The following is a 26,376-nucleotide window of genomic DNA, read 5'->3' on the forward strand; positions in this document are numbered from 1 at the left end:
TTGCGGACCCGGGCAGGAGCGCCGGACAAGCAAGACGCTCCTGCCCGTGGTATTTTACTCATCTAAGGTCGAGATGTCGCCGACCGGTTTGCCCAGAGCTTCAGCTTTCAGCAGCCGGCGCATGATTTTGCCCGAGCGGGTCTTGGGCAGTTTGTCCCGGAATTCAATTGATTCGGGCCGGGCGATCGGTCCGATTTCCTGAGCGACCCATTTCTTGAGTTCATCAGCCAGCGCGTCTGACGGCTGATAGCCGACTTTGAGAGTAACATAGGCTTTGGGTACATCACCCTTTACCTCATCCGGAATGCCGATGACCGCAGCCTCGGCAACCGCTGGATGGGCAACCAGTGCGGATTCGATTTCTGCAGTTCCCAGCCGGTGTCCGGCAACATTGAGCACCTCATCAGCGCGCCCGCGGAACCAGAAGTAACCGTCCTCGTCCCGGGTGCAGGAATCACCGGTGAGATACTTGCCCGGATACCGGGACCAGTATGCCTGAATATAACGGTCCGGATCCTTGTAGAGAGTCCGCAGCATCGAGGGCCAGGGGCGGGTGATTACCGCAAATCCGTTTTCGCCGGGTTTGATCGGGTTGCCTTCCTGAGATACAACATCAGCGGAGAAGCCGGGGAGCGGTTTCGTGGCGGACCCGGGTTTTAGTGGCGTGATCGGCAGGGGCGAGATTACAAACGAGCCGGTCTCGGTTTGCCACCAGGTATCCATGATTTGAAGCCGGTCGCCGCCGATGTGCTTACGGTACCAGCGCCAGGCTTCGGGGTTGATCGGTTCACCGACCGAACCGAGCAGACGCAGGGATGACAGGTTGTGCTTCGCTGGATACTCTTCACCAAAACGCATGAACATCCGGATGGCGGTAGGAGAGGTATAGAGAATGGTTACCTTTTCCTGTTCGATGATTGACCACCACCGGTCCGGGGCAGGGTAGTCCGGTGCACCTTCATAGAGGATGGAGGTTGCGCCCAGCATCAGTGGAGCATAGACGATATAGGAATGACCCGTGACCCAGCCGATATCAGCAGCGCACCAGTAGATGTCCTGGGGTTTGATGTCAAAGACAAATTTCAGCGTAGTATAGGTACCGACCGCATAACCACCGTGGACATGGACAACGCCCTTGGGCTTGCCGGTTGTGCCCGAAGTGTAGAGGATGTAAAGCATATCTTCGGAATCTAACTGCTCAGTGGGACATTCTTCAGGTTCGTCAGCGGTCAGTTCGTGCCACCAGAGGTCGCGCCCCGGTTTCATTTCTACCGGATTGCCCGCGCGCTTGAATACGATACAGTGTTCAATTGACGGGCATTCTGCCAGCGCTGGATCGGCATTGGCTTTCAGGGTAACCAGTTTGCCCCGGCGATAGGCACCATCAGCGGTAATGAGAATTTTTGCTTCAGCATCCTGAATCCGGTCCCGGAGTGAGGCGGCAGAAAAGCCGGAGAAGACCACCGAATGGATTGCGCCGATCTTGGCACAGGCGAGCATCGCCACCGGCAGTTGCGGTATCATTGGTAGAAAGATTGTTACGCGGTCGCCCTTCTTAATCCCCAGTTTTTTAAGCGCATTGGCGAGTTTGTTAACTTCCTTATAAAGTTTTTCATAGGTCCAGAGTTCCCGCTCGCCCGGCTCAGAATGATAGATGTAGGCAATTTTATTTTTTACATCAGTTTTCATATGCCGGTCGACGCAGTTGTGGGCGATGTTGAATTTTCCGTCGACAAACCATTTGTAAAACGGGGCTTTTGATTCATCCAGCACTCTGGTCCATGGTTTGAACCATTCCAGCTCCTTCGCCATTTCTCCCCAGTACCACTCGAGATCCTGGGCACGTTTCAGCAGTTCGTCCAGTGTCTTGATACCGTGTTTCTTCATAAACGCCATAATATTGGAGTTTGCCACCAACTCCTGCGGCGGTTCGTAGAATTTCGGCTCTTCTGCCATGTTGTTTCCTCCTTTTTATAAAATTGTCCGGAGTTTTCAGTATATTGGCAGCCGGATTGATGTCAAGAATTTCAAAATTGAACTGTAACCGGTGCCCAGTTGTAGCCGGAGTCCCGGCTGAGCAGGAGAGTCAGTTCGTCGCCACCGATGATTCCAACCAGACCATCGGTAAAGAAGCGGATGGTAAACAGGTCCCTGGTGGTCCCGCTGTTAATCCTCTCCCAGGTTTCGCCACCATCAAGGGTATGAATTACTGTGCCCTGGGCACCGACACAGAAGCCCGCCATGGTGTCATGACGCATGTCCAGCGAATAAAGTGGTGGTAGCACGAAATCAATTGGCAGTGGACGCCAGATTTCACCACCGTTAGGGGTGAAAAACACTCTGCCGGAATTGGTAGTGGCAAATCCGACTACATCGTCTGCCGGAAAGTGAACTGCGGTAAAGTGCGTATTGGTAACCAGTCCATTTACATTGCCGGTCTGGGAAAACCAGACTGAACCGCCGGTGGTGGTTTTCAGGATTGTGCCGTTAAGCCCCACCGCATAGCCGGTCAGCTCGTCTGCCGGAAAGTGGATGTCCATGATTTTTTCCTCAGTGGCAGTCGGCAGTTTTTCCCAGGTTCTCCCATAATCTGCGGTTCGAAGCACAGTCCCGCGGTCGCCGGCTACGAATCCGACTTCCGGCGAGACGGGAAATTTGATGGAACGCAGGTCAACCGTTACAGGGGCAGGAAGCTGTTTCCAGTTTCTACCTTCATCTTCGGTTTTCAGGAGCGTTCCTCTATCACCACAGGCATAGCCAATCATCGCCTGCCCCGGGAAGCAGACACTGTAGAGATTGACCGTAGTCGGGACAGTGAGCCGGACCCAGGTGGCGCCACCGTCAACCGTTTTCAGCAGCAGACCGTTATCGCCGGCGGCAAAGGCAATCATCGTATCCTCCAGCGTAAAGACCGAATTAATCCGGTTCGGCATGGATATACAATATAAAAACCTGATTTTTTGTCAATAACTTGTAATTGGCATGCTGAAGATATAACTTGACTTTGGGCAGGGCAGGGTTAAGTTTTAACTGCGACAGCATAAGGACCGTCCCGCAATGCGGTCGGCGGGAAAGTCCCAAGTAGTTAGGAAAGAGCTAATAAAGACCGAGGAGGAGTTAATGAAACACAAGGTCGCGATACTGGCTCTGGTCAGCGTGCTGGCACTGGCACTGGCTGCCGGTCCGGAGGTGACCACGAGCGATGTGAGTCAAGGTGAACCGCAGAAGGTAAAACTGTATTACGGCACTTATGGGTCAAATGATTATGTCTGGGGAACGGTGAAGACCCAGCTTCCAACCGATGCCTGGCTTTACCACAGCGAGATGCCGGGCAGAATGATGGACAATACCTGTGCAACTGACGGCAACTATGTGTATGTGCTTGCTGGATACGGCACAAGCAACGCACTCTACCGCCATCAGGTCGGGTCAACCACCTGGCAGACGCTGGCACCCTGTCCAATGGATATCTGTAATGGTGGGGCTGCCATCATCGGTGATACACTTTATTACTGCAGCGGGTATTCTTACACTGTTGGTGCTACCGTTGATACGATGTTCAAATACTGCATCAGCACCAATACCTGGACGAGCGGACCCGGACCATTTACAGGCACAACCTATAACTGGCAGCCGCTGGTGCTTGCCTGTGGGGGCAAGCTGTATTACATCAGCGGTTGCAATCAGCCCGGAGCTACCAGTCCGACCCGTGAGGTCTACTGTTATACACCGGGCAGTGGCTGGTCCCGGGTTGCGGATATGAATCAGGGACGGGTGTTTGCCATGGGCTGTGTCTATCATGATACCATCTGGGTTACCGGCGGAAACGTTGACAATGTGGCAATTACCCATTCTGAATTTTATGACCCGGTTTCCAATACTTGGACAGTAAACAATTCCATATTCCCGCAACTCCCGATTGCCACCTGGGCAGCCGCAAGCGGTGTCGTTGGGCAGACGATGTTTGTCGCCTCAGGTGTGCGGGAGATGGTTGCGCTGATGGACACCTGCCAGTATTTTGATTTCGGAACCCGGACTTGGACGGTCACACCTGATGTCCTCCTGCCGGTTTACCGCGGCACGGGTGTTGGCAATGCTGACGGCAAGGCGGTGGTTTATGGCGGTTCGATCGGCGGGTTTACACCGACGGATACCTGTCAGTATGAGGTGCTGGCAACCGGTAATGCAAATGATGTGGGTGTGATTCAGATTGTGGCGCCCGGGAGTGTGATTGTGCCGGGTAATGTGACACCGAGAGCGAAAATCAAGAACTTCGGCACCAATGCCCAGTCCAACATTCCAGTTTACTGCTGGATTGATTCGGCCGGAACAAGAGTCTACGAGCAGAGTGCTACCTATGCCGGACCGCTGGCACCTGGTGCGACCGCGGATGTGGACTTTTCACCTCAGTGGCGGGCGGTAGGTGGAACCTACAATGTTACCATGTTTACCGACCTCCCCGGCGATGAATCGCGGGCTAACGATACCCTGCGCGGGACAACTCAGGTGATGCAGTATTCAATCGACTGGTATCAGAGCGATACCATCCAGCCTGACCGGGTAAGCCGGACCGCCTGTGTTAATGATGCTCAGGGCAGGCTGCATGTCATCTGCGGTAACTGCTTTGTTCATACATCACATCCTTCGGATATGATTTATGATACCGTAACTCATACCTGGTCAACCGGACTGACTCATCCCGCTGGCGGTGGTGTGGGTGTTCACAATCACGATGCAGTGCGGATCAATGATGTAATCTGGGTTGGTGGCGGCAGTTCCGGCTCGGGTTTCTACAACAACCTTACGAAACTGGATCTTGGTGCCAATACCTGGACTTCTGCAACCGCGATGCCGCAGTCCAATCTGCTTTACTACGCGTTTGGCGAGTATGCGGACTCCGGCTGGGTTTACTGCTTCGGCGGTTCACCGGATGGTACCGGCGGACCGATCAACAACTGTTACCGGTATGACCCGAACACTAATGCCTGGACCGCAATGGCGAATATGCCTGAAGCGCGGCGCAATCCCATGGTTGCCCGGGTTGGTGATACCATCTATGTGATTGGCGGTATGTCAACCAATGATTACACATCAACCCGCGGGACGGTGTGGAAGTACTCGGTACTCGGCAATACCTGGACCGTGGCAACTGATTCCATGCCGGACCGGCTGGGCTGGGGCAGGGCGGTTACCTACTCCTATTCTGGCGGAACCTTTATCTATGTGTTCGGCGGCTATCGGGCGGGCACGATTGTTAATACCTGCTGGCGGTATGATGTCAACAGCCACACCTGGACTCAGGACCGGGCGCTGTTGACCGCAACCCGTTCGCACGGCGGTTCAATCTCAGGTAACTTCATCTGGGTGGCAGGCGGTTATAACACATCTCCTGGAATTCTGCCCAATGTCCAGAAGGGTGTTATTGCCCTGACCGGCGTTGAGGAAGGCAAGCCGACTGTCAACTGGGAAGGGATTGAGAGCGTCAGGCCGACGCTGGTCCGTGATTTCTGCCGGATCAGTTACAGCTTGCCGGCGCGCAGCAATGTCAATCTGAGTGTATATGATGCGACCGGCTCACTGGTGCGCACGCTGGTTGACGGCACGGTAGCTGCAGGAAATCAGACGGTGACCTGGGACCGCCGGGATGCGGCGGGCAGGCGGGTTGCTGCCGGGACCTACTTCTACCGGCTGACCATCAACGGCAACTCGGTTTCCGCCAAGGCGTTGCTTCTGCAGTAACCGCTTCCCCGGATAAGAGCGAAGGGGCTGCCTTTCGGCAGCCCCTTCTGTTTTTACTCCAGCGGCAGGGCTCGAACCTGCGACCCTCCGGTTAACAGCCGGATGCTCTACCCATTGAGCTACGCTGGAATCTGATAAAATATATCAAAGAGAAAAATACAAATCAAGTTCAGCGCACAAGAGCAAATCTGGCGATTGACCGTCCAAATGTGGTTTCCAGCACCGCCAGATAGATTCCGGAGCCGGCAGGTTTCCCGGACTCATTCAACCCGTCCCAGCAGGCATTAATTCCTTCCAGTTCTTCAGAAGCAAAGTATCGTCCCGGAGTCGGCATTCTGGCGGTGTTGAGCTGAACCGTTTTTACCCTGACACCGCTGGTAGTGTAGATGGTGATCCGGGCGTCCGGAGTGACCCGGCTGAGATTAAGGGCAAAGTAAACCTTCAGGTTTTCCCCGGTAACAAACGGGTTGGGGTAAATGAGTGCGATCCGGTCCTGCGGGCTGGGCTGTGTCCTGGGTGATGGCGGGAATCTGCTGAACGCGGAGTCAACACGGGGCACCCCATAACCGAAGGTGCAGCTTTTCACTGCCCGGCTGGCGGTTGTGTAAAGCGCCACCCGGATTGATTCCGCATTCCATTCGGGGTGTGCCTCCTTGAGCAGGGCACAGCAGCCGGCGATCAGGGCGGTGGCACAGGAGGTACCGACGCTGCCTTCAAGGAAGTTTTCCGAATCCGGTGCCGCAACCGCAACGGTATCTGCCAGCGCTACCAGATCGGGTTTGATTCTGCCGTCAGCGGTCGGTCCGGTACCGGTTCCGCGCCAGGGGGTAAGGTTCTTCTCAACCCCACCGCAGGTGATGACGCCTTCGGCATCGCCAGGTGCGGTGATATACGGCCGGGGCCAGGGATATTCGGTTGTGTCACGGTTGCCCATCGCGGTGACGATTACCAGCCCGCGGCGTGCTGCCAGCTCGCAGGCAATTGAGATCGGTGCGGTTCTGCCGTCAAAATGCTCGTCCCGGTACCAGCCCCGATAGCCGAGCGATGTGGAAACAATATCCGCACCGCACTTTTCCGCCCACTCCAGCGCCTGAATATAGGTATCCTCCTCCATGTTATATTCATATCCCCGGTTGCCGGAAGTCTTGTAATATTCGGTTTTGGCGACAATCAGGTCGACTCCGGGTGCGATGCCCATCATGGAATAGGGCTGATAACCGGCGATCAGTGAAGCCATTCTGGTGCCGTGATTGGGCTGGTCATAGGAGAACTTCAGTGTGTCCGAATCTTCCCAGACCGCGATTTCATCACCCCGGCGGAACCAGAGGATGGAACTGTTGTCCGGGGCAGCCACTGGGGAATAGCAGAAACCGAGCGTATCAACCGGTTCTGTATCACGCCAGCTCATTCCCAAGTCCGGAGTTGTCCGCTGATAGAGCATACCGCCGGATTCGTAAACAAGGGTCAGACCATTGCTGGTGTGGCTCAGGGTATAATCCCCGAAGGAGCTGGCGGAGTCAATGGTCAGCGGAGAGGACCAGGTGGCGCCGAAGTCCGTTGAGCGGAGCAGATTCAATTTTGTCCGGACCGGGTTGCTTTGATCCTGATAAACAAGGAGGCGCAGAGAATCGTGATTTTTTATGGTAAACAGTCTGATGTGTCCGGCACTGCCGGCAATCAGTTCTCCATCGGGATTGAAGCTGACACCGCCATCAGTGGAATAAAACTGCCGGACCCGGCCGGTATTTTTCTCCCGGACAAGGAGGTTGATTCTGCCCTCAGGTCCGGCGCTGAGCTGGGGCTCGGTGAGCGGCTGGTCATGGGTGATTTCGGTATAGAGCAGCCAGTTTGGGGCAGGAGTGGTAATGAGCGCCTTGCGAAGGGAGATTACGGAATCGCTTTTCAGCCAGGCGGCATAAAGGGTGTCGGCGTAAATTGCCAAACTTGGATGCCTGCCTGTGCCGAGTGTCTGCCGGTTCTGCCAGCGGTCATTAATGAAATAACCGAGATAACAGGTGGGCGCAGCACCGGGATGCAGATCAACCTCATTAAACGCCAGATAAAATACCGAATCCCGGCAGTCCAGCTGCAGATTTTCATAAGTGTAGTAATAAGGCCGGGAAACTGCCACCGGCTGCGGCTGGCTCCAGTTTTCTCCCCGGTCAGCAGAAAATGTGAAGAAGACCGCCCGTGCGGGCAGACCGTAGGTGTAATTGAAACTGTCAGCAACAAAGGCAAGCAGGGTGAGACTGCCGTTGTCGCCCAGTGCCGGGTCCTTGACCAGACCAAGGTAGCGCAGTCGGGGTATAACTTCAGCTTCTGCTCCTGCATGCCGGATATAAAAATTGTCACCGGACAGAAAGTCATACTGCCGCCAGATCCGCAGCCGCCGGACCGCCTGGTTCTTGAGCTTCAGCCCGGTGTCAAAGAGCGCCAGTTTCACACCGGTGCCGAACCATCCCTGATAAAAAAGTTTCGGCACTCCCAGCATCTGCGCCTGATCCCAGGCAGCACCGTAGAACCGGTGGGCATCAGCGGTGTCAAGGGACCGGTAGTTGCGATGTGATTCCGGCTGGGTAAGCGGGACGGTCAGGTCAAAGGCGGTTTCAGTTTTCCGGGCAACAGGACGGATATCATAAACATAGGGAAGCTGGTAAATTCTCGATACCAGCTCCGGTGGCATTTCAAAGCTGGCAGCATTCAGCCAGCGGGACACGGTGCGCAGCCGGGCGCCCAGCGCCTCAATTTCCCGAATGTAATCCTGCCGGACCGGCAGGTCATCAAAGTCAAAGCCGGCAACCGGTTCCCGTGCCCGGCGCTGGAGCTGGGACAGGGATGCGGTCCGGTAGAGGTCAGCAAGCGCCTGCTGATACTGGGACTGATTGAATATTCCCTTGTCCGTGAAAAAAACCCAGACCCGGCTGGGGGAGATTTCCGGCGGTGCGGATTTCACCGGAATGCGCACCAGTTCAACTGTCGCCGGAAGGAAAAGCAGCAGGAAAAGATGCATTAATTATATACCCCGCGCAGGAATTGAACCTGCAACCCACGGATTAAGAATCCGTTGCTCTGCCAGGTTGAGCTAGCGGGGCACAAATTACCATTTTTCATCTGCGCCCGGCGCGACTCGAACGCGCAGCCTACGGGTTCGAAGCCCGGCGCTCTATCCAGTTGAGCTACGGACGCATGCATTCAGGGTGAGTGAGGGGACTCGAACCCCCAACATCCTGAGCCACAGTCAGGTGCTCTAACCGAATTGAGCTACACTCACCGTGCGACTCAATTTTTCTTCAGTATAGCAATTTCCCGACCGTTTGTCCACTCTTGCATTGCGGGAATTCGATGGTAATATCTTCGGCGGGAAAATCAAAGAAAGGAGTAAGTTGATGAGTCAGACCAGGCCAATGAGGAAGATACTGGTGACCGGCGCAGTCGGTCAGATCGGCTCCGAGCTGACGCTGGCGCTCCGTCAGCGCTACGGAGCGGAGAATGTGATCGCCACCGGCAGAAAGACCCAGCCGAGCAGGGAGCTCCTGGAGTCCGGGCCATTCTACTTTATCGATGTAGCAAAGCGGGAGACGATTGAGGAGGTGGTGAGAAAGCACAACATTGACACCATCTTTCACCTGGCGGCGATTCTGTCCGCTGCCGGCGAAAAGAACCCCCAGCTCGCCTGGGATGTGAATATCAACGGGCTCTACAATGTGCTCGAGGTGGCACGCGAACACAATATGGCGCGGGTGATTGTGCCCAGCTCAATTGCGGTCTTCGGACCTGAGACCCCGCGCCAGAATACCCCGAACGAGACGATTCTCAAGCCGAGAACAATGTATGGAATCACCAAGGTAGCGGGTGAACTGCTGGGTGATTACTACTTCCGGCGTTTCGGTCTGGATGTGCGCGGACTGCGCTATCCGGGCATCATCTCCAATGTCACCCTGCCGGGTGGCGGTACCACCGATTATGCAGTTGAGATCTTCTACGCCGCAATCAAATTCCGGCGCTACAAGTGTTTCCTCCGGGAAGATACCCGGTTGCCGATGATGTACATGCCTGACTGCATCAAGTCAACAATCATGCTTGCTGAGGCACCGCTGGAAAAGCTCAAGCACCACTGCGACTTCAATGTCACCGCCATGAGCTTCTCGGCGGGTGAGCTTGCTGCCGAGATCAGAAAGCACATCCCGGATTTTGAAGTCACCTACGAACCCGATTTCCGTCAGCAGATCGCCGACTCCTGGCCCGAGTCGATTGACGATTCGGCTGCCCGGGAGGAGTGGGGCTGGAAACCGGATTATGACCTGCCGGCAATGGTTAAGGACATGCTTGAGGTGCTGGGCAGAAGGCATAAGGAGGGGAAACTGGGCTGGCCCCCGGAAGGGGCATAGCTCTGACTGATGGAGGACATCCGCAAACAGCGGCCTGAGGGTTCGATTCCGATTGACAAGGTCGGGGTCAAGAACCTGCGCTATCCGATCGTCCTTCTGGACAGGGCGCACAAGCGTCAGCACACGATCGCCACGATCAGCATGTTTGTTGACCTGCCCAAGGAGCAGCGCGGTACCTTCATGGGCAGGTTTGTTGAGATCCTCAACCGCTATCACCGGGAGATTGATGTCCACAGGCTGGGCACAATTCTCAGGGAGATGCGGGAACGGCTCGGCGCCAACTCCGCCCATCTGGAGATGGAGTTTCCCTACTTTGTGGAGAAGTGTGCACCGGTATCCGGGGTCCGTTCCCAGATGGACTACCGGTGCTGGATCAGCGCCAGCCTGAGCGACCGGTTTATGCTCCGGCTCGGGGTGGCGGTGCCGGTAACGACCCTGTGTCCCTGTTCAAGGGAGATGTCCGGCAGAGGCGGGCACAACCAGCGGGCAGAGATCCGGGCGGTCGTGGAGTTCAAGGGGTTTGTCTGGATTGAGGACCTGATTGATCTTCTCGAGGAGTGCGGCTCAAGCGAGGTGTATTCACTGCTGGAGCGGGAGGATGAGAAGCACCTCACCGCTCAGGCGCTGGACAACCCGGCGTTTGTTGAGGATGTGGTGCGCAAGGTGGCACAGCGGCTTGATGCCCATCCCCAGATCACCGGTTATGAGGTGGAGGTGGAGAGTTTTGAATCCATCCACCACCACGAAGCCTATGCCTATATCAACCGCTTCCGCTCGGGATGAAGACCCTGCTCGTTGACTGCTACCTCAAGGATGCCGAGTCCCGGCTCGTTTATTACCGGCAGATGATTCAGCCCTGGTCCGAGATTTCTGAGATAAAGCTCGCGGAGCTGAAACCGGGGCTTGACTTTACTCAATACGATGCGGTGGTGCTCACCGGTTCCCAGTGGATGCTTTCGGAAAGGGATGTGCCCGAACCGGTTAAGGCGGTGCTCCGCCAGCTGCTCCTGCCGGTGCTCGGCATCTGCTTCGGTCACCAGCTCCTTGCCCGCTCCTTCGGTGCGGAGGTCAAAAGCGGGCCGGAATTCATCGACCGGATGGAGCGGATCCGGTTTCAGCCCTGGCGCCTGTTTGCCGGGCTGGCGCCGGAGGCGGAGATGCGGGAGAGCCACCGGGAATATGTCACCCCGGAATCGCTCGAACGGATGGGCTGGGAGATCGGTGCGGTTTCTTCTTCCTGTCCGGTTGAGGCGATAAGGCATCCCCGGCTCCCGCTCTACGGTGTTCAGTTCCATCCGGAGCGGTCAGAAATAAATGGCGAAATACTGTTCCGCAACTTCTACGAGATCGTCAAATCAGTCCGCACCGGCCAGGGCTGACGCAGACACAGCAAAGAGATTTCTCCGCTCCGGTTGAGATGATCCTTTCTGTCATTCCGAGTGGAGCGAAGCGGAATCGAGGAATCCCTTTTTTCTTCTTCCGTCATTCCGAGCCTGTTGAGGAATCTCCTTCAAGAGATTTCTCGACTCCGCCCTTCGGGCTCCGCTCGAAATGACCGAAAGGGAAGTCATTCCGCGCCTGTCGAGGAATCGCTTTTAAGGGATTTCTCCACTGCGGTCGAAATGACGAAAAGGGAAGTCATTCCGGGCTTGTCGAGGAATCTCTTTTAAGCGATTTCTCCACTCCGCCTCGCTCTGCTCGGCTCCGGTCGAAATGACCGAAAAAAAATGTGCCTGCGGCTTCGCTCCGGTCGAAATGACCCTTACTTGTCATTCCGGGTGGAGCGAAGTGGAAGCGGTGAATCTCCTTTTTCTCAGACTGAGAGGGATTTCTCGACTGCGCTCGAAATGACCCAAACAGGTTACTGCGGTCGGATAGACCTCTGCGGGTCGTTCCATGCCTTTCTTTTATTGTCATTCCGAGTGAAGCGAAGCGGAATCGAGGAATCTCTCTTTTCTTCTTCCGTCATTCCGCGCCTGTCGAGGAATCTTCTTCAAGAGATTTCTCGACTCCGCCCTTCGGGCTCCGCTCGAAATGACCGTTTTATTATTGTGTCATTCCGGGCGAGGCGTCAGCCGAGTCGAGGAATCGGTAAATCAGTGCAAAATGCAAAATCTGTCAAGCTGTTGACAGATTCAAATGCTGCTTATAATTACTGTGAGCCGATGAGTTTCTACTCTACTCTACTCTACTCTACTCTACTCCTTATTACTCCAATATCTTAACCCCTCGGGTGAGGTGCGGGCAGGCAGGCGGTGCTGCTGGCGGCAGTCTGCTGCCAGCGGTTGGAAGTCAGCAGGCAACCTGATAGATTTAAATCATTAAAAGCGGAAAGGAGGTTGAGGATGAAAAAGGCAAGTTTGTTCAGGTTGCTGATTTTAAGCACCGCAGTGCTCGCGGGGGCGATGTTAGCACAGGAGTGGGAAAGGCTGGAAGATGTGCCGGTTCCGGTTCAGCGCTGGGCATGTCTGACATATTCCTACAGCGAGTATGGTTCAAGGTCCTATGACACGGTCTGGGGTGTCTTTCCGGCACCTGCCTACGGCAAAACCTGGTTCCTTTATTACGACTGTGTTGACGGCCACTGGCATTATCCCGCTGATTCGGTGATCAACCGGGATATGAAACAGACCGCTTTGACCTTTCAATGGCTGGAAGAGGGAGTTGTTTATCTTGTGGGGCAGACATTGGACGGAGACAACCTCTTCTGGTATCCGTTGAATGAAGGGCGCTGGCATTCAGAGCCGATAACTGCCTTTGCTCTTGGTCCCCGTCCCGGGCTGGCATATAAAGCAAATCCCGGCTACAACCAGCAGCTTGAGCCGATACCGGGCTGGCTTTACTGTCTTGCCGGTGGTGGTCAGCAGTTCTGGCGCTACTGGCTGCCGAGCAGTTATCCGCCGGTGACGGTGGATGGCATCTACCCGGCTCAGGGTGCCCTGATTGCAGATCAGACACCGGTGTTCATCTGGCAGGAGGAAGGGGCAGCGATTGAATACCGGCTGGTGGTGGCGACCGATCCACAGTTTAGTAACACGGTGATCAATGTCATCACCACGGTGCCGCAGTATTAGGTGGAGACCAGACTGGCAAATGGCGACTATTACTGGCAGACCGCATCCCGGAGTGCAGGCAGTGGCTGGAAGACCGGACCGGTGCACAGCTTCCGGCTTCAGGGTGGCTGGGAGCGGCTGGCAGATATCCCGACGCGGGTTGGTGATGGCGGGGCGCTTGCCTACTGCGGGAAGTTCTTCGGCACATCTTCAGACATCTTCATTGCCTTTGTCGGGGGCGGCGACACCGTCTGCTACGCCTATGTGGACGAGTATAATCGCTGGGTGCGGCTGTATAGTGAAGAGTATGTGCCTCCGCAGAACATCGGCGCAGCTCTGAGTGCGCATCGGGGGCTTTATATGGACCGAGGGACTCCTTATGCTATTTGGGGGATTGGTGATAACTATTTTCGATTTTATGAGTGGGGGAGATGGACTCAAGGAGCTCCAGCGCTCCCAGAAGATATCGGGCCGGGTGCATCTTTAGCTGTGGGGCGGTACCATTTACAACCTTATGGCGCTTATCTTTACTTCATTCCCGGGTCCGATCCAAGAAATGGAACACCAAGAGTCTCCTTCTGGCGAAAGCTGGTCTTTGCTTATGACGGGCAGACAAAGGTACAGAAGTCGGGTGGAATGGGTGATGAGGGGTTGTATAGCAATCAGATGATTCTGGCTGGTGGTAAAGGGGTGATAGCTTATGTGCTGGACCGACCGGCGAATGTGCGGATAGCGGTTTTTGATGCTGCGGGCAGAAGGGTTGCTCTGCCATATGCTGGCAGGCAGGATGGAGGTCACCATCTGGTCCGCTGGCATTTCAAGGGTGCCGGAGCGTATTTTGTCCTTGTTGACATTGACGATGAAAGGCATAAATTCAAGGTGGTTGTGCGGTAGAACAAAGGTAAAGGCGGCGGGGCGGAATTGCCCCGCCGCACAAAGGGGCAGAGGGTTGATGGCTTATTTCCTTTTAATTTTCCTTTGTCCTGCGACTGTCTTCGGACAGGTGGTGGAGCTGGACACAGTATTGACTTTCCCTCAGCGGATTCTGAATGGTTTTTATGTCTCCGAGTTGAATAAATTATACATTTCCAGCCGTAACAAGATTTATGTGGTTGACTGTTCAACCTGTCAGATGGGTGAGATTCCGATCAGCTGGGGAGGTGATAATCATTTTGCTTATAATCAGCAGGGCAGGAAATTGTATGTGAAGGACCAGGGATACAGTGACAGTGTGGCGGTGATTGATGTGCTGGGCGATACGGTTATTAAATGGATTTCAATCAGCGGTATTCAGGCAAGGAACTTGGCTTATGCCAGGAATACTAACCGGCTGTATTTCGGTGGTGTGCGGCTTTGTGTAGTGAACTGTGATAATGACAGCATTATCAGGGAGATTGCTCCTCCTCTTTCCGGTTACTATTTCGCGGCGGCGGACTGGGATGCTGAGCAAATGAAGCTTTATGTGTCATTAGCGAGATGGGGGTATCCGCCGATGATGGCGGTCTATGATACGAGTGAGTCGCTGGTGGCGCTGTTGCGGGTTCCGATTGTTGAGCCGTTTGCCCTGCAGTTTCATCATCAGCTGGGCAAGGCATATTTTGCCGGCTATGCCATGGATTGTGCGGGTGTGATTGACACGAAAAACGACACCTTTGTTCGCTGGTTTCCGATTCTGGTTGTGTATTCCGGCCTGGTTCCCTATGCGCTGGATACGATTGACGACAAGTTCTACTGTGCAGCTGCGCGTCAGCATTGGCCCGACACGCTGTATGTGATTGACTGTGTGACCGACTCCATCGTCAAAAAGCTCCTGGAGGCGGGCTGGGGACCTTTGTCGGTGCGCTGGGCGGCCTGGAGCAACCGGCTGTATTTCACCGGTGGTCCGCGTGGTGAGACGCTGAAGGTCCTGGACTGCCGGACCGATTCGGTGATTGACCGGGTGTATCTGGAGGAGTATAGCCTCTTCGGGCCGCCGGACATTGAGCTGGACCCGGTCCGGCACCGCATCTTTGCGATTGGCTGTGACAGCGCGCTGTATGTTCTGCGCGAGCTGGAGCAGGGGGTTGAGGAGGAGCGGAGCAACAATCCGGGGCGGTCAGCGCCCACAGTGGTGCGGGGTGTGCTGTATCTGCCGGAGCGGGCAGGAGCGGCAGGTAAGCCGGTGCTGGTGGACATCACCGGCAGGCGGGTGCGGGAGCTTGTGCCCGGTGCCAATGATGTGCGGGGTCTGGTACCAGGGGTGTATTTTGTCCGCAGCAATGCCGGCGTGGAACGCAAAGTAGTGATTGCACGGTAGGAAAGGGATTTCTCCACTGCGCTCGAAATGACATAAACAGGTTACTGCGGTCGGATAGACCTCTGCGGGTCGTTCCATGGCTTTGCTTTCTTGTCATTCCGAGTGAAGCGAAGCGGAATTGAGGAATCCCTTTTTTCTTCTTCCGTCATTCCGCGCCTGTCGAGGAATCTCCTTCAAGAGATTTCTCGACTCCGCCCTTCGGGCTCTGCTCGAAATGACCGAAAGAGAAGTCATTCCGCGCCTGTCGAGGAATCTCTTTTAAGCGATTTCTCCACTCCGCCTCGCTCTGCTCGGCTCCGGTCGAAATGACCGTTTTATTATTGTGTCATTCCGCGCGAGGCGTCAGCCGAGTCGAGGAATCGGTAAATCAGTGCAAATTGCAAAATCTGTCAAGCTGTTGACAGAATTCAAATTCTGCTTATAATTACTGTGAGCCGATGAGTTTCTACTCTACTCTACTCTACTCTACTCTACTCTACTCTACTCTACTCTACTCCTTATTACTCCAATATCTTAACCCCTCGGGTGAGGTGCGGGCAGGCAGGCGGTGCTGCTGGTGGCAATCTGCTGCCAGTGGTTGGAAGTCAGCAGGCAACCTGATAGATTTAAATCATTAAAAGCGGAAAGGAGGTTGAGGATGAAAAAGGCAAGTTTGTTCAGGTTGCTGATTTTAAGCACCGCAGTGCTCGCGGGTATTGCGTTTGGAAGATGGGAGCCGCTTGATCCGGTTGGCGATGGTGAAGTGGTTGGTCCTGGCGGCTGTGCGGCACGGGGTAGGGGCTACACCTTCGTTGCAATAGGGGATGGGAGGAGGAAGGTATATGCATTTGATCATGAGGGTGAAATGTGGGATGAAATAGAAGTACCGATGCCCGAGGCAATTGATTATGCCGGCGCGATGGCATATGAACTTGGATATGGACGTCATTTGTATGTTGTGACTGATGAAAGCGGAGGAAAACTTCAGGTGTATCGTTTTTATGAAAATGAAGACTTGGAAGGCGAGTGGTTGCCACCGATTCCATTACCGGAATCAATCGGTCCTGGTGTGGCACTGGCCTTTGTTCCCTGTGTGAGGGCAGACACAACCCATATTGGTGACCTTTACCTTCTGGTGGGAAAATGCACCCGACATTTTTACCGGCGTTCATTTGACTGGATCGCCGAGCTTGATGCCCTCGGTCCGGGCAATGATGCGGAAATAACGGTGCAGGATATCTGTCTTGACTGGCTCCCTGATCCCTGGTGGGATTCATACCGGTTACAGGTGTCATCCAATGCAGATTTTACCAGCCTGGTGCTGGATACGGTGATATCGGTTGGTGAATTCAAACCAGCAGGTGCGGTATTCCCCTCTGCAACCGGCACTTATTACTGGCGGGTCCGGGGTATTAAAGACGGGCATCACTCGGACTGGTCCGAAGCTCAAAGTTTCACTTTAGCCCAGCAGAATACCTCTCTCAATTACGAGATTATTCCTGCCGATGGGTTGCTGATAAGCGGTGATGAGCTGGTATTTGACTGGCAGCCTCAGAGTGATGCGGAATCCTACCGGCTGCAGGTGGCGCTATCCCCGGATTTTTCCGAGCCGGTGATTGATGTTATTACCGATGTGAGTGAATGGGTGGCAGAGCAACCGCTTGAGACTGGCACATACTACTGGCGGGTGTGCTGCCGGAGAGCAAATGGCTGGGACAGCTGGACTCAACCGATTGAGTTTCAGGTTGAATACGGCTGGCAGCGACTGCCGGACATTCCATCTGACACCCCGGTTGGAGCCGGTGGTGCGATGTGCTATGTTAAGGCCAGGGATGGTGATACTATGGCACTCTATGTGCTGGTGGGGAATGGCAGCAGTCAGTTCTGGCGGTTCAATCTCAGTGAGGGTGGAGTCTGGCAGGAGCGGGCTGAAACCCCTTATCCGCAGACCGGCGGCGCAGCAATTACATCATATCAGAGGTGGCAGCAATCAAGCGACCTGTGGGCGATTTTTGGCGATTTGGTGGAATTCAGGCGTACTTTCAAAATAAATCATAACGGTTGGGCGAGAATTGATCATCCTCTTCCCCGGGTTTGCGAATACGGTTCATCGATTGTTCGCAACGAGCCTGATTACCATCTTGTTTTAGTCGTTGCCGGTGAATATCCTGAGGACAGCACCAACTTTTATGCCTGGGTGCCGGATACGGCTAAGGACGGAGAGGAGGGTGCGCAGGCGCGGTCGGCGGGCTTTGGTCCAGCCGATGTCCGGTTTGGGCGCACCGGCTCTGATCTGTGGCTGAATTACACGCTCTCGGAGCCGGCAGCAGTGGATATCGGTCTGTTTAACCCTGCGGGTCAGAAGGTGGCAAGTTTATATTCAGGGTGGCAAAGCGCCGGTTGTCATCAGCACCGATACAGACCCGGTTCGCTGATAAAGGGGGTTTGCTTTATCAGGGTTGACATTGCGGGCAGAAGCACTACTATCAAGCTAACCGCATGGTAGCGGAGATAAAACCGGGAGGGGCGGATCCGTCCCCTCCCGACATTCAGGAAGACTGGGCAATGAGGATTGTATTGTTGCTCTCTTTATTAACCGCTTCAGCAGATGCCGGTCTGGTGCTGGATACGATTCTGCCGGTTCCGGACCCGGTAGAATTTATGTATCTGGTTCCGGCCTTCAACAAGCTGTATGCAGGTGGGCGGAGTGCCCGTATCTATGTGTTTAACTGTGAAGATGAGGAGCTTACTGGTATTATTTCGCCTTCGGGATTTGGCGAGGTTTATCCCTATCCGGCATGGGCAGCGCAACACAACAAGTTATACTTTCCAGTCTCTCACAACCCCATTTCTGATGAGAGCTGTGCCTTGGCCGTAGTGGATGTTACTACCGACTCCCTTCTAAAGGTGATTGAATTAAATACACGTTATTGGGGTAGCTCTTACTTTCCGATTGCCTGGAATTCGGCTCTGAACAAGATTTATGTCTCCTGTTATGATTCGCTGCTGGTCATAGACGGCAATACCGATTCCATAAGCAAGGTGATTCACTGTGAGGACTACATTCTCGGCGGTTTTGTCTTCTGGGATTCGGTGGATAACTGCGTGTATGTGGGGTCGGAGGGCTGGGCAAGCCGCTACAATGTGACGGTTATTGACTGTGCCACCGATTCAATCGTTGCAGTGATCCCGACGCGGGTGTTTTTGCCGTGCAATGCGGTTTACAGTCCCAAGCAGCACAAGCTGTATGTCGGGGGTGCGGCTGAGGGTAACGAGGTTGCTGTTATTGACTGTTCAAGTAAGAGGCTGATCGGGCATATCCGCGGTATTGCCTACTATGTGGATTACTTTCCTGCGTACGCCAGTGCCGGTGATAAAATTTACTGGCCAGCGGAGCCTGATTCCTGGGATGTAATCATAACCATAGATTGTCAGAACGACTCCATAACCGGCACAATCGACGAGATAGCAGGGATGAGATTTTATTTCTGCAGCCAGGCTTACTCCGAGGAGTGCAATCATGTATACATATCTTTTACGACCTGGGACTATCGCAGATGGGTTGCTGTTCTGAATAGCAAAAACGATTCAGTCCTGAGTTACCTTAGCATTCAGGCGCGGGTTTTTCAGGATATGCTGTGGAATCCGGTTAATCGTAAGGTATACCTTGCCGGGTACTGGGACTCCTGTATCTATGTCTTCCGGGACAGTCTGGTCGGGGTTGAGGAGCGGGGAGTGGTTTCATCGCCGGCAGAGGCTGAACCGACGCTGGTCCGCAGTATCCTGTATCTGCCGGAGCGGGCAGGAGCGGCAGGTAAGCCGGTGCTGGTGGACATCACCGGCAGGCGGGTGCGGGAGCTTGTGCCCGGTGCCAATGATGTGCGGGGTCTGACACCAGGGGTGTATTTTATCCGCAGCAATGCCGGCGTGGAACGCAAAGTAGTGATTGCACGGTAGGAAAGGGATTTCTCCACTCCGGTCGAAATGACCCAAACAGGTTACTGCGGTCGGATAGACCTCTGCGGGTCGTTCCATGGCTTTGCTTTCTTGTCATTCCGAGTGAAGCGAAGCGGAATTGAGGAATCTCTCTTTTACCAGGCCGGGAGGGATTTCTCGACTCCGCCCTTCGGGCTCCGCTCGAAATGACCGAAAGGGAAGTCATTCCGCGCCTGTCGAGGAATCGCTTTTAAGGGATTTCTCCACTCCGCCTCGCTCTGCTCGGCTCCGCTCGAAATGACCTTTCCCTTTTTCTGCCATTCCGAGCTGAGCGGAACTGAGAAATCGCTCTTTCTCAGACTGAGAGGGATTTCTCGACTGCGCTCGAAATGACCAAAGGGGAGGTCATTCCGGGCGAGGTGTCAGCCGAGTCGAGGAATCGGTAAATCAGTGCAAAATGCAAAGTGCAGAATGCAAAATGAAAAGATCTTTCGGGCTGTTGACAGAATTCAAATTCTGCTTATAATTACTGTGAGCCGATGAGTTTCTACTCTACTCTACTCTACTCTACTTCCTTTTACTTCACAACCTCAACCCATCTGGTGAGGTGCGGGCGGGCAGGCGGTGCTGCTGGCGGCAGTCTGCTGCCAGCGGTTGGAAGTCAGCAGGCAACCTGATAGATTTAAATCATTAAAAGCGGAAAGGAGGTTGAGGATGAAAAAGGCAAGTTTGTTCAGGTTGCTGATTTTAAGCACCGCAGTGCTCGCGGGCGGGGTCCGGGCAAATGTTAATACTTACTACTTCATAGGTCCTGATTCGGTGTTAGCTGAGGTTGTGGTACCTGATACTGTCTTTCCTCAGGCACCAGATGCAAGCTGGCGACTGATTAGTATTACGGAATTGCATAGTATTAGTCTGTACTCTCCAAGTGAATACGAAGCGATGGCAAGACAGCAGGGTAATTTCTGGACTCAAGAGACTGATGGTAACACTCGAGAGTCGGGTTGGTATGTTGTTGGTCAGTCTGGTAACACAAAATGGATTGTGAGTGGTGGGACATCGGAACGGATCTGGTATCGGTGCTGGCCTGGAAGAGTGTATGTTAAGACGGAGTTGTTTATGGACGGCTATCAGAATCCGGTATCAGCAGGCACGGCAAATTTTGATCTGGCATATAAGGCAACAATAGTTACCTGGCCACGGAGCTGGACCGACGGTTCAGTTCATCGCTGGCAAAACAAGACCACTCACTGGTATGGCAGCAACTGGATATATCTTGAATGGCAACTGATCTACTGGTAAAATGGCGTATGAGGAGAATTGCAATTGTCTTGCTGGGGCTGGTGATTAATACAAGTCAGTTGTCAGCAGAGAAGGCGGGTATCGGTTTGAGTGGTTCCCTCTGCCGGACAAGACACAAAATCTTTCTGCAGTTTTTTGACCCATCTCAGCCCAGGCGTGAACTATGGCGGATTACATTCAAGGATGATTACTGGGGTATGGGATTGAATGTACTCTACGGTCCGGTCTGGCGTCTCTACGCCAGGATGACTCTGGCAGAACTGCAGTTGTATACTGCAGGTGGAGCGGGCGTCATGATTTTTCCGGGTCTCGGGCTGGATGTGCTTCTGACTCCGTTCAGGTGGCGGTTTGCGCCCTATCTCTGGGCAGGAGCCAGTTTCAGCGGCTTCTGGGGCAATCAGGGCACGCCGGATATGCGGTTTAATGATGTGGGCGAGATTACGCCCTATTATGACCTTCGCGGTGGTGCCGGCTTAAGGTATCAGTTCAGCCGGTCACTCTGGGCTTTTGTTGAGACTCAAAACTGGACCAGCATCTCAGTTCCTTCATTCTTACCGCACAACGGGTTCCGGCAGAACTGGGTATTCAGTGCTCTCGGACTGCTGCCGGTAAAAATTGGTGTACATTACTGCTTTGCCCACGAATGAGGAGCGTATGCAGTGTCAACGGCAATGACACTGAAACTGCCGGTATGGTAGGCAGGAGTTGCCGGGGAGGGCTTTCTGCCCTCCCCGGAGAAAGGGTGGCATAAGTGAAACACACCTTGCTGGTGTTTATGTTCTTGTGTAGTGGATTGCTTTTTAGTCAAGTCCTAGATACTATAATGAGATTTCCGTTTAAGCCCGCTTCTTTTTTTCATATTGTTCAGAATAACAAACTGTATGTGAATATGTATACAACAGATTCAGGAATTTACTATATCTATGTGCTTGACTGTGATAGTAAACAGATTATCAGAACAATTTCTTATACGACAATGATCGGTACTTACCCTGGTTGTGGATTATTGCCGAGCAGACATCCCCAGAAGCTTTACTGGGGGTTGTATAATTATACTTCTCAAGATACTCCCGGACTTGCCGTGTTCGATATCGCGGATGACACAATGTGCAAGCTAATTCCGGCAGGTGTAACCTGCCCATTTAATCTCTATTCTATAAATGGACTGGGATATAGTTCAACTTCGGACCGGTTGTTCACCTCGGCTGCTCGAGATTGGCGGGAGGGGCAGATTTTTGTAATTGATTGTGCCTCAGACAGTATCGTGAACTGTATCCTTGGTTATCCTACAAGTGCTACGATGTGGTGGGATTCCGTTGGTAATAAAATGTACCTTTCTTCAATCCAGGAGTTCGATCGGACAGACTGGATTACGGTGGTAAACTGTGTTTCTGGAGAGGTGCAGAAGGTGATAAGAACCGGATTGTATAAACCAGCAGCAGGTATTTATCTTCCTCAGTATCGCAAAATTTATGTAGCGGGTGAACATGACGGGGTGGCAGTGATAGATTGTGAGTGCGATACAGTAATCAAACGTTTTGATAACATAGTATTCTTCACCTCCGAATTGTCGATCTGGCAACCGGAATACGCCCCCTCAGTGAATAAGGTTTATTTTCCATCCGTTGTCACCAGAGCGCAAGGGCTTTATGGAGATACGATTCTAATAATTGATCCGCGGACGGACTCAATTATCGGCGGGATTCGTGTCCAGCCCTGGGTTACGAGAAGCTCGAATTATCGTGCCGGCGAGTTCTGGGGAATGGATTATGCACCGTGGAGCAACCGGCTGTATGTGGTATCCTGCACTGCCGGGCAGGGGGTAGTTAGATCATTCATATCTGTTTATGATTGTACGACCGATTCACTCATCGGGCAAAGCTGCTATCAAATTCCCGTGATTGCTCAAATTTACTGCAACCCTCTTAACCGCAAAATCTATATTTCTTCTCCAGAGGATTTTGCTATCTATGTCTTCCGGGACAGTCTGGTCGGGGTTGAGGAGCGGGGAGTGGTTTCATCGCCGGCAGAGGCTGAACCGACGCTGGTCCGCAGTATCCTGTATCTGCCGGAGCGAGCAGGAGCGGCAGGTAAGCCGGTGCTGGTGGACATCACCGGCAGGCGGGTGCTGGAGCTTGTGCCCGGTGCCAATGATGTGCGGGGTCTGACACCAGGGGTGTATTTTGTCCGCAGTAATGCCGGTGTGGAACGCAAAGTAGTGATTGCACGGTAGGAAAGGGATTTCTCCACTGCGGTCGAAATGACATAAACAGGTTACTGCGGTCGGATAGACCTCTGCGGGTCGTTCCATGGCTTTGCTTTCTTGTCATTCCGAGTGAAGCGAAGCGGAATCGAGGAATCCCTTTTTTCTTCTTCCGTCATTCCGCGCCTGTCGAGGAATCTCCTTCAAGAGATTTCTCGACTCCGCCCTTCGGGCTCTGCTCGAAATGACCGTTTTATTATTGTGTCATTCCGAGCGAGGCGTCAGCCGAGTCGAGGAATCCCTTTGTTCATCCTTCTGTCATTCCGCGCCTGTCGAGGAATCGCTTTTAAGGGATTTCTCCACTCCGCCTCGCTCTGCTCGGCTCCGGTCGAAATGACCTTTCCCTTTTTCTGCCATTCCGAGCGAAGCGGAACTGAGAAATCGCTCTTTCTCAGACGGAGCGGGATTTCTCGACTGCGCTCGAAATGACCAAAGGGGAGGTCATTCCGGGCGAGGCGTCAGCCGAGTCGAGGAATCGGTAAATCAGTGCAAAATGCAAAGTGCAAAATGTGGTGGTCAGATGTGGTGGAGCTGGGGGCGGATCAGGGTGACAATGGTAAGTGTCAAGAGGACAACAACCCCGGAAACAAGCAGTGCCGAACAGGCGCTCCAGCGCTGAGCAATTGAACCGCCGATCAGGCTGCCGAGCGGAAACATGCCGTTGAAGAAAAGGGAGAAGATGCTCATCACTCTGCCGCGGATGTAATCCGGTGTCAGGGTCTGAATCAGGGTGTTAGTCAGGGAGGCGATGCTGGTCTGGCAGAAGCCGACGAGCAGAAGCAGGATCAGGGCAAGGTGGTAACTGCGGCAGAAGGAAAAGGCTAAAAGGAGCAGTCCGAGGCTCAGGGTGCCGGCAAGAAGGATTTTGCCCCGGTGCCGGGTTCGGCTTAATGTTGCCAGAGTTAATCCGCCAGCCAACGCACCGGCACCCAGAGCGGTCATCATCAGACCGTAGCCGCGTGCTCCCTGTCCGAGGACATCCCGGGCAATGACCGGCAGCAGCGGAATGTAGACAATTCCGAATGAGGAGAAGATGCCGATAAGCAGGATGAGCAGGCGGATGTCCGGATGGGACCGGACATAGCGCAAGCCGGAGACAAGCTGAGTGAGGAGCGGTTCCGGCTGGAGTTTATTTGCCGGTTGATCCAGCCGGATCAGGGCAAGGGCGAGGATGATGGCGAGAAAGCTGGTAGCGTTGATGGCAAATACCGGTGCCGGACCGGAGAAGGTCAGAACTGAGCCGGCGATCGCCGGTCCGATCATCCGGGCGAGGTTGAACATTGAGGAGTTGAGGGCGATGGCGTTGAGCACATCCTTGCGGTTGACCAGTTCGGGCACAAGCGTCTGGGCAACGGGCGCATTGAGCGCGACAAAGATGCCGGCAAGAAAGGAGATGAGAAGAATCTGATAGATGGTGATGACTTTTGTCCAGGTGAGGATTGCGAGCAGGAGGGCAAAGAAGGCGAGGACCGACTGGGTGACCAGCATCAGGTTGCGCTTGTTGAACCGGTCTGCCAGGACCCCGGCCGGAAGGGAGACAAGCCAGACCGGCAGCCAGTTCATCGCCGAGTCCAGGCCGACAAGGAATGGTGAGTTGGTAACTGAGAGTACAAGCCAGCTTTTGGCAACATTCTGCATCCAGGTGCCGGTAAATGAGATTATGTTGCCGAACCAGTAGAGCCGGTAGTTTCTGTGCCGGAATGCGGCAAAGGTGGCGGGCAGGCGGATGGTCAGAACCGGACGGGTCTCTCCGTTTTCGGAAGGCATGGAAATACAATTTTAGCCCGTTCTGAACCGGATTCAAATCGGTGATGGACCGCCCGGAATTTACCTTGTCAACACAAGTTTGCTTCTGGTATGCGCTCCTCCCGGATGAGCGATAAAATATATTCCCGGCGCAAGCCGGCTGAGGCTGTTGATTCCGGGTTTGAGGTCAAGTACCTTTCTGCCCCCAGCATCAATCAGGATTAATCGGCTGGAGGAGAATATCCCGGGGTTCAGCTTCAGGAGCCCGCGGGTGACGGTGGCTGCCGGTTCTGCTGGCGGGGTCGGATCTCTGGCCAATTCGCTGATGCCGAGGAGTGAAACCGGCACAAACTGGCAGACGACCGGGTTGGTACTCATCGGTCCTTGGTTTTGAACATAGAATCCGGCGGTGGAGTCCATAATGTAGACGACCGCAATGGTATCCGGTGGACCGGCGAGCAGCTGGTCAACAATGCACGGAAAGCGATGGGAGACTTCGTTGCTCGGGGTGATCTGAAGTGGCGGACCCCAGGATTCGCCGTTGTCGGTGCTGGCAGCGAGAAAGATATTGGCGCGGAGAAGATTGGTCCTGGGTTCCACATTCAGGGAGTCAAACTCCTCCCAGGCGACATACAGGTTACCTGTATTGTCGGTGCCGATGCTGGGATGGCAGCAGTAGTTGGCGTTGTAGCCGAGCGGTGCCCGGATCACCTCCAGCCGGCAGCCGGCACGCCGGATCTGGGACCACTGTGGTTCATTGATTTCGCACCAGTGCCAGATGCCGGCAGGCACGATGTAGGCGGTGTCGTTGATTACCGGATAGACATCGGTAACGATGTGGAGCCAGCCCTGATGGTCAAACCAGGGGAAGGGACCGAAAAGGGAGATGCGGGTCAGGGTGTCACCCTGATAAGCCCGGGGCGGAGCAAGCGGTTCTGTTTCCCAGGTGGTACCGCCATCAGTGGAGCGGGCAAGGTAGATTGAGTCCTGGGTTATGCCGTCAACCCAGGTGATGGCAATTTTCCGGCTGTTGTCAGGTGCGGCAGCGATGTTGAAACTGGGATAGCCCGGTTCACCAAGGGTGCGGGGCGCAGTCCAGTTGAGCCAGTCCGGACAGGAGGTATAAATCACCCGCTCCCGCTGTCCGTCATCCATGACCGCAACCTGGGCACACCGGTCCGGGTCAAGGGCAAGCACGGGCCAGAGCAGTGAGTCGGGTCCCCATGAGAACTCAAAGATACCGGCACCGGGCTGGAGGTCACGGGCAAGGACCGGGTTTATCGAGCTGGAGGTGGCGATATGGGCAACCATCCAGGCAACACCGGTAACCGGATCCGCCTGCAGGTTGCCGAACCCGGCACGCTGGGGATAAACATTGCATCCGGAGCCGATGAATTCAGTTGCCAGAAAATGCCAGGAACGGGTGGTGAAATCATAGAAGTTATAGCGCAGGTTGCGGTCGGTAAACGGCTCCGGAAGCGCAGAGTAGAGCCAGAGGCAGTGCAGACCATGGGGTGGAGCGCTGACCAGGGTCCGTTTTACCGGTCCGCTCAGCTGCCAGTCATAGGTGGTGCCGCCGATCGTGTCAACCCTGCCGGTATAATTGCCGAGGGCAAAGGCGGTAGCGATGAGACTGAGGGTAATTAAAATGATTCGGCACATTGGACCTCCTGT

General features: G+C 54.2%; 19 protein-coding genes and 4 tRNA genes. 14 read left to right on the top strand and 9 right to left on the bottom strand.

The features are described 5' to 3' along the window. Positions 1–54: 54 nt before the first annotated feature. Both acs and ABIK48_01665 read right to left on the bottom strand, forming a co-directional pair. Positions 55–1,956, bottom strand: coding sequence for an acetate--CoA ligase (gene acs / locus ABIK48_01660; protein ID MEO0020867.1), 1,902 nt, complete (start codon positions 1,954–1,956; stop codon positions 55–57). 71 nt (positions 1,957–2,027) lie between these two features. Further along, positions 2,028–2,933 (bottom strand): YCF48-related protein, encoded by a 906-nt coding sequence (locus ABIK48_01665; protein MEO0020868.1) that lies wholly within the window; start codon positions 2,931–2,933, stop codon positions 2,028–2,030. Positions 2,934–3,120: 187 nt separating this feature from the next. On the opposite strand from ABIK48_01665, the gene ABIK48_01670 reads away from it, so the two are divergent. After that, positions 3,121–5,739, top strand: coding sequence for a kelch repeat-containing protein (locus ABIK48_01670; GenBank protein ID MEO0020869.1), 2,619 nt, complete (start codon positions 3,121–3,123; stop codon positions 5,737–5,739). 56 nt (positions 5,740–5,795) lie between these two features. On the opposite strand, the gene ABIK48_01675 is transcribed toward ABIK48_01670, so the two are convergent. The 5 genes from ABIK48_01675 to ABIK48_01695 all read right to left on the bottom strand — a co-directional run bounded on the left by ABIK48_01675 (position 5,796) and on the right by ABIK48_01695 (position 9,010). Next, a tRNA-Asn gene (locus ABIK48_01675) sits at positions 5,796–5,868 on the bottom strand. Positions 5,869–5,908: 40 nt separating this feature from the next. After that, on the bottom strand, positions 5,909–8,749 hold the full coding sequence (locus tag ABIK48_01680; GenBank protein ID MEO0020870.1) for a S8 family serine peptidase: 2,841 nt from the start codon (positions 8,747–8,749) through the stop codon (positions 5,909–5,911). Positions 8,750–8,757: 8 nt separating this feature from the next. Continuing rightward, positions 8,758–8,831: transfer RNA gene (locus ABIK48_01685), tRNA-Lys, on the bottom strand. Positions 8,832–8,851: 20 nt separating this feature from the next. Continuing rightward, positions 8,852–8,925 (bottom strand) — tRNA-Arg (locus ABIK48_01690). A 10-nt stretch (positions 8,926–8,935) separates the two neighbouring features. Then, a tRNA-His gene (locus ABIK48_01695) sits at positions 8,936–9,010 on the bottom strand. A 133-nt stretch (positions 9,011–9,143) separates the two neighbouring features. Between ABIK48_01695 and ABIK48_01700 the strand changes: the two genes are divergently transcribed. From ABIK48_01700 to ABIK48_01760, 13 genes are all read left to right on the top strand, one after another. After that, positions 9,144–10,127: an L-threonine 3-dehydrogenase gene (locus tag ABIK48_01700; protein ID MEO0020871.1), complete on the top strand. Its 984-nt coding sequence runs from the start codon at positions 9,144–9,146 to the stop codon at positions 10,125–10,127. 9 nt (positions 10,128–10,136) lie between these two features. After that, positions 10,137–10,910 (top strand): GTP cyclohydrolase FolE2, encoded by a 774-nt coding sequence (gene folE2 / locus ABIK48_01705; protein MEO0020872.1) that lies wholly within the window; start codon positions 10,137–10,139, stop codon positions 10,908–10,910. Beyond that, positions 10,907–11,506, top strand: a complete 600-nt coding sequence (locus ABIK48_01710) for a gamma-glutamyl-gamma-aminobutyrate hydrolase family protein (protein MEO0020873.1) — start codon at positions 10,907–10,909, stop codon at positions 11,504–11,506. Before folE2 ends, ABIK48_01710 begins: the two co-directional genes overlap by 4 nt. A 966-nt stretch (positions 11,507–12,472) precedes the next feature. Further along, positions 12,473–13,201 carry a hypothetical protein gene (locus ABIK48_01715; GenBank protein ID MEO0020874.1) on the top strand — a complete coding sequence of 243 codons (729 nt, stop codon included), beginning with the start codon at positions 12,473–12,475 and terminating at the stop codon, positions 13,199–13,201. Further along, positions 13,202–14,074, top strand: coding sequence for a hypothetical protein (locus ABIK48_01720; protein ID MEO0020875.1), 873 nt, complete (start codon positions 13,202–13,204; stop codon positions 14,072–14,074). 58 nt (positions 14,075–14,132) lie between these two features. After that, positions 14,133–15,476 carry a hypothetical protein gene (locus ABIK48_01725; GenBank protein MEO0020876.1) on the top strand — a complete coding sequence of 448 codons (1,344 nt, stop codon included), beginning with the start codon at positions 14,133–14,135 and terminating at the stop codon, positions 15,474–15,476. 437 nt (positions 15,477–15,913) lie between these two features. Beyond that, positions 15,914–16,093: a hypothetical protein gene (locus ABIK48_01730; GenBank protein MEO0020877.1), complete on the top strand. Its 180-nt coding sequence runs from the start codon at positions 15,914–15,916 to the stop codon at positions 16,091–16,093. Between the two features lie 20 nt (positions 16,094–16,113). Beyond that, positions 16,114–17,961 (top strand): hypothetical protein, encoded by a 1,848-nt coding sequence (locus tag ABIK48_01735; protein MEO0020878.1) that lies wholly within the window; start codon positions 16,114–16,116, stop codon positions 17,959–17,961. Then, positions 17,955–19,412: a hypothetical protein gene (locus ABIK48_01740; protein ID MEO0020879.1), complete on the top strand. Its 1,458-nt coding sequence runs from the start codon at positions 17,955–17,957 to the stop codon at positions 19,410–19,412. The genes ABIK48_01735 and ABIK48_01740 overlap by 7 nt, the downstream gene beginning before the upstream one ends. A 518-nt stretch (positions 19,413–19,930) precedes the next feature. After that, on the top strand, positions 19,931–20,068 hold the full coding sequence (locus ABIK48_01745) for a hypothetical protein (GenBank protein ID MEO0020880.1): 138 nt from the start codon (positions 19,931–19,933) through the stop codon (positions 20,066–20,068). A 37-nt stretch (positions 20,069–20,105) separates the two neighbouring features. Further along, the gene (locus tag ABIK48_01750; protein ID MEO0020881.1) at positions 20,106–20,693 is read left to right on the top strand and encodes a hypothetical protein; all 588 of its coding nucleotides are present in this window, start codon (positions 20,106–20,108) and stop codon (positions 20,691–20,693) included. A gap of 8 nt (positions 20,694–20,701) precedes the next feature. Next, complete coding sequence (locus tag ABIK48_01755; protein MEO0020882.1) at positions 20,702–21,340, top strand: hypothetical protein; 639 nt, start codon at positions 20,702–20,704, stop codon at positions 21,338–21,340. A gap of 458 nt (positions 21,341–21,798) precedes the next feature. Further along, complete coding sequence (locus tag ABIK48_01760) at positions 21,799–22,926, top strand: hypothetical protein (protein ID MEO0020883.1); 1,128 nt, start codon at positions 21,799–21,801, stop codon at positions 22,924–22,926. Between the two features lie 546 nt (positions 22,927–23,472). On the opposite strand, the gene ABIK48_01765 is transcribed toward ABIK48_01760, so the two are convergent. Both ABIK48_01765 and ABIK48_01770 read right to left on the bottom strand, forming a co-directional pair. Beyond that, positions 23,473–24,723 carry an MFS transporter gene (locus ABIK48_01765; GenBank protein MEO0020884.1) on the bottom strand — a complete coding sequence of 417 codons (1,251 nt, stop codon included), beginning with the start codon at positions 24,721–24,723 and terminating at the stop codon, positions 23,473–23,475. A 60-nt stretch (positions 24,724–24,783) separates the two neighbouring features. After that, entirely contained in the window at positions 24,784–26,364 is a 1,581-nt protein-coding gene (locus ABIK48_01770) for a hypothetical protein (protein ID MEO0020885.1), read from the bottom strand. Between the last annotated feature and the right edge of the window lie 12 nt (positions 26,365–26,376).

It is taken from the genome of candidate division WOR-3 bacterium, from assembly GCA_039801085.1.
In the GTDB taxonomy this organism is placed as follows: Bacteria; Hydrothermota; Tepidihabitantia; order Tepidihabitantales; family Tepidihabitantaceae; genus JAOABP01.